Origin of the sequence: Sedimentibacter sp. B4, from assembly GCF_000309315.1 — a bacterium.
GTDB classification, from domain to species: Bacteria; Bacillota; Clostridia; order Tissierellales; family Sedimentibacteraceae; genus Sedimentibacter; species Sedimentibacter saalensis.
On the sequence record NZ_CANG01000019.1, the window covers coordinates 21,135 to 34,051 of the forward strand.

12 protein-coding genes are annotated in these 12,917 nt (G+C 38.7%); 3 read left to right on the top strand and 9 right to left on the bottom strand.

Translation table 11 applies throughout. From position 1 onward, the window contains the following. Positions 1–72: 72 nt before the first annotated feature. Positions 73–846 carry an IclR family transcriptional regulator gene (locus BN358_RS03515; protein ID WP_019227909.1) on the top strand — a complete coding sequence of 258 codons (774 nt, stop codon included), beginning with the start codon at positions 73–75 and terminating at the stop codon, positions 844–846. A gap of 43 nt (positions 847–889) precedes the next feature. Here the strand turns inward: BN358_RS03515 and BN358_RS03520 are convergent, their stop codons facing one another. The 4 genes from BN358_RS03520 to BN358_RS22205 all read right to left on the bottom strand — a co-directional run bounded on the left by BN358_RS03520 (position 890) and on the right by BN358_RS22205 (position 6,427). Beyond that, complete coding sequence (locus tag BN358_RS03520) at positions 890–2,050, bottom strand: FIST signal transduction protein (protein ID WP_019227910.1); 1,161 nt, start codon at positions 2,048–2,050, stop codon at positions 890–892. 38 nt (positions 2,051–2,088) lie between these two features. Beyond that, complete coding sequence (locus BN358_RS03525; RefSeq protein ID WP_198018338.1) at positions 2,089–2,325, bottom strand: MoaD/ThiS family protein; 237 nt, start codon at positions 2,323–2,325, stop codon at positions 2,089–2,091. 15 nt (positions 2,326–2,340) lie between these two features. After that, positions 2,341–4,188, bottom strand: coding sequence for an aldehyde ferredoxin oxidoreductase family protein (locus tag BN358_RS03530; protein WP_019227912.1), 1,848 nt, complete (start codon positions 4,186–4,188; stop codon positions 2,341–2,343). Positions 4,189–4,339: 151 nt separating this feature from the next. Further along, a complete protein-coding gene (locus tag BN358_RS22205; protein WP_019227913.1) occupies positions 4,340–6,427 on the bottom strand; it encodes a stalk domain-containing protein in 2,088 nt (695 codons plus the stop codon). A 235-nt stretch (positions 6,428–6,662) separates the two neighbouring features. On the opposite strand from BN358_RS22205, the gene ric reads away from it, so the two are divergent. Further along, complete coding sequence (gene ric / locus BN358_RS03540; protein WP_019227914.1) at positions 6,663–7,379, top strand: iron-sulfur cluster repair di-iron protein; 717 nt, start codon at positions 6,663–6,665, stop codon at positions 7,377–7,379. A 44-nt stretch (positions 7,380–7,423) separates the two neighbouring features. Here ric and BN358_RS03545 read toward each other — a convergent pair whose 3' ends face one another. The 4 genes from BN358_RS03545 to BN358_RS03560 form a co-directional block, all read right to left on the bottom strand. Continuing rightward, a complete protein-coding gene (locus BN358_RS03545) occupies positions 7,424–8,131 on the bottom strand; it encodes a Crp/Fnr family transcriptional regulator (protein ID WP_019227915.1) in 708 nt (235 codons plus the stop codon). Positions 8,132–8,143: 12 nt separating this feature from the next. Then, positions 8,144–9,982: a cation-translocating P-type ATPase gene (locus tag BN358_RS03550; protein WP_019227916.1), complete on the bottom strand. Its 1,839-nt coding sequence runs from the start codon at positions 9,980–9,982 to the stop codon at positions 8,144–8,146. 37 nt (positions 9,983–10,019) lie between these two features. Further along, on the bottom strand, positions 10,020–10,235 hold the full coding sequence (locus BN358_RS03555) for a heavy-metal-associated domain-containing protein (RefSeq protein WP_019227917.1): 216 nt from the start codon (positions 10,233–10,235) through the stop codon (positions 10,020–10,022). A gap of 181 nt (positions 10,236–10,416) precedes the next feature. Further along, positions 10,417–11,310 (bottom strand): substrate-binding domain-containing protein, encoded by an 894-nt coding sequence (locus BN358_RS03560; RefSeq protein WP_019227918.1) that lies wholly within the window; start codon positions 11,308–11,310, stop codon positions 10,417–10,419. Between the two features lie 235 nt (positions 11,311–11,545). Here BN358_RS03560 and BN358_RS25265 point away from each other — a divergent pair, with 235 nt between their 5' ends. Continuing rightward, entirely contained in the window at positions 11,546–11,719 is a 174-nt protein-coding gene (locus BN358_RS25265; RefSeq protein WP_019227919.1) for a hypothetical protein, read from the top strand. Positions 11,720–11,754: 35 nt separating this feature from the next. On the opposite strand, the gene splB is transcribed toward BN358_RS25265, so the two are convergent. Further along, positions 11,755–12,774, bottom strand: coding sequence for a spore photoproduct lyase (splB, locus tag BN358_RS03565; protein ID WP_019227920.1), 1,020 nt, complete (start codon positions 12,772–12,774; stop codon positions 11,755–11,757). Positions 12,775–12,917: the final 143 nt, after the last annotated feature.

Below are 12,917 nucleotides of genomic sequence, written 5' to 3' on the forward strand. Positions count from 1 at the left end.
GACTAATACCATTCATTCGAGTAAAATATAAGTATTACCGTCAAGATTGCAATATGTCTAAGGGGGAAACGTATGGTTATGGAAGATAAGAACAGCAATATTCAAGTTATTGACAGAACTCTGGATATAATTGAACTTCTGTCAACACAACAAAAAGGAATAGGCGTCACTGAAATATCAAAAAAAACAAGATTGCACAAAACTACCGTACATAGAATCTTATCGTCATTATACGCGAGAAATTATGTTGAAAAAAACAAAAATGGCGAGTATAAATTAGGATTGAAATTAATAGAAATAGTGGGCTGCCATATTAATGAACTGGAACTTCAAACTGAGGCTCGCCCATACCTATTAGAATTATCTTCAAAATACAATCTTACATCACATCTGGGAGTACTTGACGGCGAAAATGTTGTTTACATTGAAAAACTTGAGACATATACACATATGAGGTTGTATACACAAATAGGTTACCGCGCCCCTGCTTATTGCTCATCTCTTGGAAAATGTTTGCTTTCTTCTCTGTCTGAAACAGAGCTTGAAGATATTATGGCAGACTTCACGTTTGTACGATATACTGAAAATACCATCTGCGATTTAAAGGAATTGAAGAAGCACCTTAGAAATATAAGAATACAGAAATGGGCTATGGATAACCAGGAACAGATTATGGGACAGCGATGCATTGCTGCACCAATTTACGATTACAGAGGCGAAGTAATTGCTGCTGTCAGCGGAAGCGGAAACTTAGAACAGCTGCCTGATGAAAAAATAAATGACGTGGCTGATTACATTGTCAGTATTGCTATTGAAATTTCAAGACGTCTCGGATATAAGCAATAAAACAAAAAACGGCTGGCACCGCATATTGGTGTCAGCCTAATTATTATTTTGAAAATCCTGTAAAGGACAGCATCAGCCCTCCGCATGTATTAATGCCGTCTTGTTCATATCCGTATTCGCCAAATGTAAATTCAGCAATGAATGGAACATCGCCTGCAGCATCCTTGATTTCTTTAACGACCTCATCAATTCTGCTGTCTATTCCTGCCCTTCTTCCTCCGCAATGAACCAGATGATAAGCACCAGGATTTGCACCAAGTTTTTCTTTCAATTCATTTAATGTCTTGCCTGTTGATGATATTAATTCATCAACGGAACCTTCCATGTAAATTATTGCCGTGTTAACAGCTATGTTGTTTCCTAAGTTCATGGTATTATCTTCATTTCCGTTCATAGGATGCCTGATTGCCACCAGGTCACCAAGGCGGTCCTTAACTCCAAGCGGGGCACATATAGTTGCTCCAAGAAGATTCATGCCTAGCAGGTCCTTAGTGTTTTTACCGCTCCACTCTGCATATTTTTCAAGTGCCGGTACACCATCTATTTCTGCAAGAACTCTGTTTCCTATTACCTTTGTAATAACACCTGATTTATTAGTCTCATTGTAAGCGCCTGTAAACTTATTGGCAAATTTCTTATTTGTATAGAAAAATGCTACAGCAACACCGTCTGCAAATGAACCGTTATCTGTGAACAGTTTCCATTCTCCTGATATTGTATTGTCAGCAGCGCTTCCTCCAAAGAAAGGTACTCTGCCTACAACCTTTGTGATACCCTTCAGATAAAATTCCTCTTCTCCCGGAGGAGCTACCATGTAAAAATAATCCGGCGAATCAGATCTGTCTGCATTTTCAAGAGCTTTTTTTGCAACTTCTTCACCTGTTGTAATTGCATCAATTCCCTTTGGCATTCCTGCAACACCTACAGTCATATCATCTTCCATGGCCATGATGCCAACAAAAGCATCTCCGGTAATAAATCCTTCAGGTGTTATAACTCCTGTAAATGATGTGTTTCCTATTACAGGAACTCCGTTCATTGCTTCTTTTACGCCTTTAATAAGTTCATCCTGGTCATATGCCACACTGCTGTACATGAAAGCCACTTTCGGATTACTTAATCCTTCAGCTGCTTTCATTCCTGCTGTTTTTCCTGCCTCAAAGGCATTAGTAGATGTACACGAACCAACGTTTGCTTTAAACATAATATTTCCTCCTTATATTTTAATCAATAATATTTTTATTAACCCCCGGCCAGCAGTGGTATAACTGTTAATATGTCCCCCTCTTCAAGAACACAGCTTGGATCACGTCTTTCATTGTTTACAAAAATATTGTATTTTATATTTGTGTCCTTAATGGGAGATGAATCAAGAAGCTCTCTGACAGTCTTTCCCATGCCTTCTGTTATCCAGTACCCTTCATTGTCTTTTTCCGGCATCTTGGCAGACAAAACACCGAAAAATTTCACCTTTACCATATTTTCACCCCACATCTAAGTCAGCATTGGAATATAATCCTCAAGTCCCAAATCCTCTAATGTTTTTGCAGTTGGTATTCCATTTTCATCCCAGCCTCTTAATTTATAATAATCATCAAGCATTTTGTCAAAGGCTGCAGGACTCTTTCCTGCTCTGCCTCCGATTACTGCAGCCTGCAGCATTTTAGGCGGCAGTGTATCATCCTTGCGGCTCATTCCGTCTCTTACGTTTATGAGTCTTTGAAGTGCAATGCCTCTTTCTGAAGTCTTGAGAAGATCCCTGTTTGTGTAATCAAGGCCTGTTGAAACTTTAAGTTCTTTTCCTATTTCAGTTACTGTGAGGCCACCGTTATTAACCATGAATTTGCACATGGTCAAATTGTTGAAAAGCATGCTTGTATTTTGATAAACATATGCACAGTAGCCCGCACTGTCTTCGTCAAATCTTTCAGGAGGAGAATCCATGTCGCAATCAGGATAGAAAAGCCCCAGTGCACTGGCTTGAGGATTTCCACGTTCATGACAGGCTCCACGTGGACTTGTTGCGTAATTGACTGCAAGACCGTACACGGCCCTTGGATCATGGGCAGGCAAATCCAGATTCTTTACTTCAACTGCAATTCCAGCAGATTCTTGTCCTATTATTTCAACTGCTCCTCTTATTCCTTTCCTGAATAAACTTCCTATCCCCTCTAAGCGTGATATTTTATCCTCAAGGTACAAAAGTGTTTCTTCATCATTCCATCTTGGAACCATGCCTATTTCTTCTGCACTTAAGAAACCTGCTTCATAACATTCTACTACGAAACCGATATATGAACCTAAGGATACAGTATCAATACCACTTCTGTTTGCTCTGTCATTTGCAACAGCAATTGCTTCAAGATCATCAAGCAAAAGAGAAGCTCCAAGCATTCCAAGAGTTTCATACTCCGGACCATTTCCGTCCAATATGCTTCCATCCTTCAATTTCAAATTTATATGTCTGTGGCAGCCAACAGGACAATTTTGACAAGGTAGCGGCTTTACATTCAGCAACTCTGTATATCTTGGAGTGCCTATCATTTTAGCGCCATGGTGCCATACATCACCTCTCCAATACTTAATGGGAACATCTCCCAGTTCCTCTAGGGGAACCATAACATCGGGAGTTCCTCCGCCTCCTTTTGCAGTTTCGTGAAGCCTTATGAAAAGTTCCTTGGCCAGTTCCTGAGAACCTTCCAAATCAGCCACAGGAACCTGTTTTGTTCCCCACACGGCTATGGCCTTTAAATTCTTAGAACCCATTATGGCTCCTGCGCCGCCTCTTCCTGCAAATGAATGCCCGTCACAGCTTATGCAGGCAATAGGGTTTAAATTTTCTCCTGCAGGTCCTATGTTGATGGCATTTATTCTTTTATCTCCTAATTCTTCCTTTATAATCTTTGAAGTTTCTATAGTGTCTTTTCCCCATATTGAAGAAGCATCCCTAAATTCAACTTTGTCATCATTGATGAAAATATATACAGGATACTCTGATTTTCCTTCCACAACCAGAACATCATAGCCTGCCTTCTTCAATTGAGGAGCCCATGCCCCTGTTCCGGCAGAATCAAGAAATGAACCGGTAAGCGGACCTTTAGTTACTACAGTCCATTTGGCATTTCCGGGAAAATTAACAGATTGCATAAAACCAAGGGAAAATATTATCTTGTTTTCAGGAGACAGCGGATCAATCTTAGGTTTTACCTCATCCAGCAGTATCTTAGCACCAAGTGCAGCACCACCTAAAAGCAGTTTTAGGTATTTTTCATCTAAAGTTTCTGTACTGTAAGTATGGTCAGTTAAGTTAATTCTTAAAATCGTTTTCCAGTAACCGTACATAGTCGTAAAACCTCCTTTGGCTATATATTTTTAAATAATTATACTGTAAATTTTTCTAAAATACAAATGCCTGGTTCCACATAGCGGACCGTACATTCCGCATCACGGTACAAAAAATGAGGCACTTAGATGTGCCTCATTTTGTTACTATTTATATTGTTATTTCATCAAGTGATTTCAAATTATAAAGATTAATTATGTTTATCAGTTTGACTGAATACTGCGAATCTGTTGCATATCCGCATCTTCGAAGAGCCCATGCTCCCTGTGTGCTGTCAAACATAACATCCCTGAATGGCTGGTACCTGCTTTTTGTGAGAAGAAGTTCGTTGTGGTCTGCCCAGCTTTCGCTTACGTTGTTGTAAGCCCTGAACTCAGCATCAATTCTGAATGAAACTCCGTTGTATTCTTCCCAGGTGTTTGATGTTACCGAGCCTGCAGTTCCTGTTCCCTTTACACCGAATAAATTATTAGATAATTGTCCGTCATACTTATCAACAGGAACGCTTTGTCCCCAGCCTGTCTCCAGTATTGCCTGTGCTGTCTGAAGCGCAGCTGACATTCCTGTGACTTCCTTTGCATCTGTTGCCAGTTTCGAAGCAAAGTCCATGTATTTTTCCTTTTCAACTATGGGTTTTGCTGCATACAATTGTTTTGTATAAACACTGAAGTTTACTTCTTCGGTCTTTATTGTGCTGCCTTGATATTTTGCTTCTGCTTTTATGCTGTAGCTTCCTTCTATGCCTGTTTCAGGAGTGTATGCATATTCAGCGAGATAGCTTCCTTCACCGATTATTTTTGTTTCTCCTGTAGCATTGTTCGTGAGAATATACTTGATACTGTCAAGTGTAACATTGCTCTTAACCTTGAGATTTACCGGTGCGGATACAACTTGTCCCGGTCCTACACCCTGCAGCAGAATCTGTGGTGTTCCCTTGACATTTACAGTAATCTTATTGCTTGTGTAAATATTACCGTTTGTGTCATTAACCCTTGCATAAAGCTGTTTGTTGCCAGCCATGTCTGGACCAGGAAACCAGTTGTTGCTGATAATTGTTTCTTTTCCTGTGTTCAGATCAACTGCAACATATTCCGCTGTAGAAACATTGAAATTTTTTGAAACAAAAAGATTTACGGACTTGTCAATTGTTTGTCCTTCCGTTACTCCCCCAAGACTGAGCTTTCTGGCAACATCTACCTTTACATTTACTTTCTTGCTGGAATACTCATTGCCGGCCGTGTCAAATGCAATGACCCTCAGCGTCATGTTTCCGTTGTCTTCCATAACAGGAATCATTGTAAATCCTCCCAGCGGGTCAAGTCCTGAAGATATATAGTAAGCATCCGTGTCAGGATTAATTATTTCATATTTTACATAAGCAGCTGAAAAATTAAGTTCAGCAGCAAGAGGCACTCTGTCTTCTGTAACCAGCTCCCCTTCACTAAGGCCTGTAAGTTTAATATCCGGATTTATGTCTACAGTCACTGGTATTGCATGGCCGGCCAGGAAGTTTCCTTTTGCATCGTAAAAGGCAGCAACCAGAACTTTTTCACCATTGTCTTCCATCGCAGGCACCCACTTATACAATGCTGCAAGGTCAGTTCCTCTTGCCACTACAAACCCCCTTGCAGTGTCTCTGTCAAGAAGCAGGTACTTGATTTCTGTAGCACCCTTTGGAGCTTGAGTAGGCATAACAGTTTCAAGATATGTTGTTCCTTCAATAGTCTGTCCTGATTCAACAGAAGAAATTTCAACATCAAAAAACGGAACCACTTCTGATTCTACGCTTGAGTCCACATATACTGTTCTTTTATTGTTGTCCCATTCAATTCCAACACCAAGTGCGTTGCTTATAAAACGGATGGGTACAAATGTGCGGTCTTCTTTTATTAAAGGAGCCACATCAAGCATGCTATATGATGTGCCGTCTTCATTTGTGTATTCAACAAGATGGCTGTCTATACGAAGCTCAATTTCATTGCCGTCCTTTGAAATATGTACGATTCTGTTATCATTATCCCAAGATACTTCAGCATTAAGATTTTCTGCAACCACACGGATTGGAACAAGCGTACGATCATCTTTTATGAACGGCTCAGGATCGGCTGTCACCTTGTCACCGTCTATAACCAGCTGTATAGGTGTGTCTGCATAAACTTTTGGAACAAAATTAACAGCTACTGTCGCCGTAACTAACAGCGAAGCAAATATGTACTTGTACAAATTTTTTTTCTTCATAACATTACCCCTTCATTTTACTTAAATTAATTATACCATGAAAACATTAACTGAAACATAATAAATAGGTGTGAATTTTTTCCATAACAATATTATTAATCCATTTCATTATAAAAAATATTGAATATAAAAAGTATTTTTAAAAATTGATTTAAATCAAAGTCATTATCATAAAAACATATTAAAATGAAACTATAAATAAGACAGATAAAATAATTTAAATATAGGAGGAACTATGAACAAATTTAACAGCACACAAAAAATCGGAACCATTGCGACTGAATTTCCTAAATCAAAAGAGTTGTTTAAAGAATACAGAATTGACTTTTGCTGCGGAGGTGAAAGACCTCTTCAAGAAGCATTGCAAGAACAAAACATCAACGAAGATGAGCTTATAAACAAACTTAACAGCCTGTACGAAGACTACTCGGCTGAAAATGATTTAAGTGACAAAGCATGGCAGGAAGCACCATTAAGCCAGCTTACAGACCATATTGTCAACACACACCATGCATACCTGTGGTCGGAACTGCCAAGAATCAGCAAACTTGCAACAACAATACTGAGAGTTCACGGTGAACACCATCCGGAGCTTTCCAAGGTGCACAAATTGTTCCACACCATAAAAATGGAACTTGAACTTCACCTGGCAAAGGAAGAAGCTGTTCAGTACCCTGCAATCAAGAAGTTTGAAGAAACAAACAATGCTGCGGACCTCAAGGAAGCTGTCAGAATAATACGTGAGCTTCAGGATGAACACACAGAAGCAGGCAACATTCTCAAGGAACTTAGGGACATCACTGATGATTTCACAGCTCCGGAAGACGGATGTGAAACATACGAATTGACGTACAAAAAGCTTCATGAGTTGGAATCAGACGTGTTCCAGCATATTCACCTTGAAAGCAACATCCTGTTCCCAAGACTTTTTGAACTTGAAGAAAAATTGTAAAATAAAATACCCTGGTTCCAGGGTATTTTTTTATCTCATTATTTTTATCTCATTTGTTTTAAGACTTCCATGTCCTTAACGATTATTTTTCTTTGACCCTTCAGCCTTATGATGTCATTGTCCTGGAAAACGGAAAGTTTGCGGCTCAGGGTTTCCTGAGAAGTTCCAATAAGCGCAGCAAGATCCTTCTTGCTCACAGGTAAAGTTATTTCAAATTCATTGTCTTTGTCTTCTATTGCATTTTTTTCAATTTCAAGCAACAGGTAGTTTGCAATCCTCTGCTCAACATCACGAAGTCCTATTTGCTCAATAAGCTCTTCACTTTCTTCAATCCTCTTTGTGTAGGACTGAAGAAATTTAATTGCTATTTCAGGCTTTTTCAATAAAAGCGCCTTGATTGTCACGCCATTAATTATGCATATTTCAGTGTTTTCAATGGCTTCTGCGTTATTGCTCAATGTTGTGTTTGAAAACAATGAAAGTTCCCCCATGAAATCACCGGGTTCAAGGATTCTCAAAATCTGTTCCTTGCCGATGGCAGAGATTTTATAGATTTTTACAATTCCCTTGTTTACTACAAACAAGTTCTCAAAAGAATCACCGGGAGTGAATATTATCTCACCCTTTTTAAACTTCTTGTGAACAGAAGCATTCATAATGCTTTCTTTTTCTTCCAAAGTCAAGTCATGAAATATGGGCACATTGTCAATACACAATTTTTCATGACAGGAACAACACGTGCATTTCTCCACCTGGTACCTCCCTTAAATTTTTTCTTTGTAGTTCATGAGCCTTACTGCATTTATGATTACCAAAAGAACACTTATTTCATGAATAAGCATACCTGAAGCCATAAATACATTTTTAGTGAGAACTCCTGCAAGAAGTGTAAATACAACAGCCACTGCAAAATAAATGTTTTGCTTCATGTTTCTCATTGTGGCTCTGCTCAGCCCAAATGTATATGTAAGCCTCGTCAGATTGTCTGACATGAGTACAACATCAGCTGTTTCCATTGCTGCATCAGTTCCCGTTGCTCCCATGGCAATTCCTAGATCAGCAACTGCCAGAGCCGGGGCATCATTTATTCCATCTCCTATCATAGCAACAGTGGAGTTATTTTTCAACTCTTTTAATTTTGAAACCTTGTCTTCAGGCAGAAGCTCTGAAAAATACTCATCCAGTCCAAGTTTTGCAGCAACTGCCTTAGCAGTCCTCTCATTGTCTCCTGTAAGCATAACAACCTTTTTGACTCCTGCCTTTTTTAGTCTATCTGCAAGGCCATATGCTTCTTCACGGATTTTATCAGAAATTGATACTGCTCCTATAATTTTGCCGTCCTTTGCAGCCAGTACTGCTGTCTGTCCGTTGTTTTCCTCGCCCTGCAGATATTCTTCTATTTCTTGGGAAATAATTATGCCTTCTCCAGCCATTAGCTTCCTGGTGCCCACAAGAATATTTTTACCGTCTACAGTTCCCTTGACTCCAAAGCCGGACAGAACTTCAAAATCTTCTGTATTAGCTATGGTTATTTTCCTGTCTTTTGCTTCCTGAACTATTGCCTTTGCAAGGTGGTGTTCTGATGGAACCTCAACAGGAGCAGCCATGCGAAGAATATCATCTTCTGTACCTTCAAATGCTTTAATATTTGTCACAACCGGCTTGCCCACAGTAAGAGTTCCGGTCTTGTCAAATGCAACCGTCTCAACTTTTCCGGCTTTCTCCAGATACTCGCCGCCCTTTATAAGAATTCCTTTCCCTGCTCCATTTCCTATGCCTGCCACTATGGAAACAGGAGCAGATATTACCATTGCACCGGGACATGATATTACAAGAAGCGTTAGGGTAAGTTCAATATCTCTTGTTGCCAGGTACACAAAAATGGATAAAACCATGATGCCTGGAGTGTAGTACTGGGCAAAGCGTTCGATGAACTTTTGCGTTGGAGCCTTTGAATCCTGTGCTTCTTCAACCATTTCCATTATGCGGGCAAATGTTGTGTCATCCCCTACCCGCAGGGCTTCCAGCTCAAGATATCCTGTTTCTATGACAGTTGTACTGAACACACTGTCACCTGTTTCCTTTTCAGCAGGAATTGATTCTCCGGTTATGGCAGCCTGGTTTACGGAAGCCTTGCCTTTTATCACAATGCCGTCAACGGGAATTTTTTCTCCGGGTCTAACTATAACTCTTTCGCCGGTGTGAACTTCATCAGGAGATACTCGTTCTTCTCTTCCATCCCTGAACACAGTTGCAGTAACAGGCGCAAGCTCAAGTAGAGACTTCAGTGATGACCTGGTTTTTTCAAGAGTTCGCGATTCAAGGTATGAGCCCAGCATGAACAAAAATGTTACAGCAGCAGCTTCCCAGTATTCTCCTATGAATATTGCTCCAACTACAGCCACTGTCACCAGCGCCTCAATGCCAAGCACCCTGTATTTAAGAGACACCACTGCATTTCTGGCTGTCTGGTATCCTGCTGTAATTGCTGCTGCAATCATTAATGCATCTTCAGCATAAGAATTTGCGTCTATGTACTTTAAAATGAATGAAAAAATGATCAATGCTCCAGATATTATTAAAATATTTTTTTTATTTTTCATGTTATCTCCTATAAAAATAATGAGAAACTTCCCATGATTATTTTACACTGAGAACTTCAAATCCCAGGTCTTGAATTATTCTCGAAAGTTTTTCCACATCAGTCTTTGTTTCATCAAAACTAATTTTTGCCTTGCTTGCATTGAACAAAATATTAACTTCATTAACTCCGTCAGTTTTTTTAAGCGCCCCTTCTATTTTTTTCGCACAGCTTGGGCACACAAGCTCTTCCATTTGTAAAGCAACTTTTTTCATATATTTTCCCTCCAATTGTTATATCTTGAATATACAGCATATTTTTTCAAAACACTTTGACCTAAATCAAATTTCAAAAAATAAAACCATCTTAATTAAAAGATGGTTTTTGAGTTAATTATGCGGGAGGACACGAGGTCCTCCCCTACAACTTGTGGAATATAAATTTATTAAATAATTGTTATTTAACTTCGGACCACTGGGTTATTTCTCCCGTGTAAATCTTTGTTATATTTTCTGATGTAATATCAGTTATTGTATTTTCTTTGTTTAATATTACAGCTATGCCGTCAATTGCCAGAGTATATTCATTAAGCTGTGATTTTTCCTCATCTTTCAATTCCCTTGAGCTCATTCCAATTTCATATGAGCCGTCAATTGCAGCTTTTATACCCTGTGATGAACCGTTTGACTGCATTTCAAACACTACATCAGGATTGAGTTCCTTGTATGCTTCCTGCAGTTTTTCCATAAGAGGAGATACTGATGTTGAACCGGCAACCTTTATAGTTCCGGATAATTTTTTAGCTTCATATTCTTTTGGGTTTTCAACTGATGAAATATAATGTTTTTCTTCAACTAATTTTTGTCCTTGTACAGATTCTGTATATGCAATAAAATCCTTCACCAGCTCACTTTCATTTCCTTTTGTTACAAGTAAAAATGGTCTTGCTACCTTGTACTGGCCGTTTTTAACATTTTCAATAGTAGGTTCCACGCCATCAACACTGGCTGCAGCAATTCTGTCACTTACTGAACCTAAAGAAACATATCCTATTCCGTACAAATCTCCTTCAACAGCTGTTATAACTTTGTCGGTTCCGTCGAATTCCAGTGCTCCAGTAACAAGCTTGTCTATTTCAGTGTCCCCTTCTTTTACTTTTATTTTCATTAGTTCATGGAATGCTCCTCTTGTTCCTGAAGCTGCATCCCTTGCTACTACAGTTATTGAGGATTCTGGATTAAAACCTGCAGCAGGCTTTGCTGCTTCAGTTCCATTATTTGAACATCCTGCAAATGCAATTGTCATAATCAATAGTGATGATATTAAAGTTAATATTTTTTTAGATTTCATTTTATTCTCCTTTAAGTTTTATCTTGGACTCAGTATACGACCCCTAAGTAAAATAAAAAGCATGTAATTGTAAAATTCATGTAATTATTTACTTCTAAAATTTCAAGGTTATTTTACATTTGGGATTTTGCCAATGAATTTTCAATGTATGCTTTTTATAAAACCATCATATAGTTAATAAACTAATTATTCTCTACGACAATTAACTGCACAAAATATGTAAGGGGGAACAACAATGGGTATGTCTCATGAGGAGTTTAAAACTGCACTATTAAAGGATTATGCACAAATGAAAAGGCAGAGGGATAAGGAATACATGGATTACATGTCAATAGCCAAGTACAGGAGAAATCAGAAAAATTACAAAAAAAAGCTTATAAATATTGCAACGCTTTCAGCAAAACGGTAGCAAAAAATTAAAGGGCCATAAATGGCCCTTCCTTATTAAATGATATATTTGACTTCCTTGTTGCTGAAAAGACTTTCTATTTCTTCTGCAAAAAATTTCTTAATTTCATCTAGACTTTCCTTGGGATACACATACTTTCCATATCCGAACTGACCATATTTAAACACGCGGTCTTCATCATTCATGGGTAGCTCATTATGGGGGAAAATTTGAGCAATTCTGTTTTTGGCAGTTGTTGTATACCTGTGTGATATAACTTCAAATGTTACAGGATATTTTAAACCGTCCGGCAGCCTGCTCCTTAGTTCCAACAACAAATCATGATATTCTTCCTTCCAGCCCTCATATATAAAAACAGGAGCAATGAGAAATCCAACAGGATACCCTGCCATGGAAGCCTTTATGCCGGCTTCTATTCTTTTATCACGGGAAGCTGTAATGTGTTCATATTTGTCAATGACAGAAGATGTGTTTATGCTGAACCTCATTTCAGTATGACCCTTGTGTTCCAGATTAAGCAAAGAATCTATGTCATTATATTTTGTAACAAACCTGAATTTCGCATTTTCACTTTTTCCGAAAAATATTATTGATTTTTCCAAAGCATGAGTGTAAGGTTCCACAGGCACAGGGTCAGAAGTGGCTGCCCCTTCGAATACAGTTGTCTCAGGCATTCTTTCATCAATATATTTTTGTGCCTGGTTTAAAATATCATCCACATTAACATGGACTTTCACATATGGTTTATCCCCAAGCATGGTGTTTAAGTAACAATATTCGCATTGTCCCATGCATCCGGAAACCAATGGAAGCTGGTAGTGTGCTGACGGTTTGCATGTCTGAAACTTCAAACTTTTCTTTGTGCCTACAACCAGGGTTCTTTTTCCTTCTCCATACTGTGAAGCAAGGTCAACACCTGGTATATGCTGTTTGAGCTTATTGGATGTAAGATTTATTATTTCAACATCTTTATCCTTAAACTCCTCATAAATATTTCTTGCAGCTTCAAAATCTAAAGAATCTTTCTCAAAAATTATCCTTTTGGGTTTGAACATTTGTCATATAAAACAGTACGTTTTATTCAGACTATTTACAAACCCTGGCGCTGTCATCCTGAACGATAGTGAAGGATCTCATCTTTATTGAAAACATGAGATTCTTCGGGCTACGCCCTCAGAATGACAACGTCGAAGGTTAC

Bases quoted from the DNA above. Each gene is read 5' to 3' on its own strand.
- BN358_RS03520 (WP_019227910.1), bottom strand. From the start codon at position 2,050: ATGTTTAAAGCAAACGTTGGTTCGTGTACATCTACTAATGCCTTTGAG.
- BN358_RS25265 (WP_019227919.1), top strand. From the start codon at position 11,546: ATGGGTATGTCTCATGAGGAGTTTAAAACTGCACTATTAAAGGATTAT.
- BN358_RS03515 (WP_019227909.1), top strand. From the start codon at position 73: ATGGTTATGGAAGATAAGAACAGCAATATTCAAGTTATTGACAGAACT.
- BN358_RS03550 (WP_019227916.1), bottom strand. From the start codon at position 9,982: ATGAAAAATAAAAAAAATATTTTAATAATATCTGGAGCATTGATCATT.
- BN358_RS22205 (WP_019227913.1), bottom strand. From the start codon at position 6,427: ATGAAGAAAAAAAATTTGTACAAGTACATATTTGCTTCGCTGTTAGTT.
- BN358_RS03530 (WP_019227912.1), bottom strand. From the start codon at position 4,188: ATGTACGGTTACTGGAAAACGATTTTAAGAATTAACTTAACTGACCAT.
- splB (WP_019227920.1), bottom strand. From the start codon at position 12,774: ATGTTCAAACCCAAAAGGATAATTTTTGAGAAAGATTCTTTAGATTTT.
- BN358_RS03525 (WP_198018338.1), bottom strand. From the start codon at position 2,325: ATGGTAAAGGTGAAATTTTTCGGTGTTTTGTCTGCCAAGATGCCGGAA.
- BN358_RS03555 (WP_019227917.1), bottom strand. From the start codon at position 10,235: ATGAAAAAAGTTGCTTTACAAATGGAAGAGCTTGTGTGCCCAAGCTGT.
- BN358_RS03560 (WP_019227918.1), bottom strand. From the start codon at position 11,310: ATGAAATCTAAAAAAATATTAACTTTAATATCATCACTATTGATTATG.
- ric (WP_019227914.1), top strand. From the start codon at position 6,663: ATGAACAAATTTAACAGCACACAAAAAATCGGAACCATTGCGACTGAA.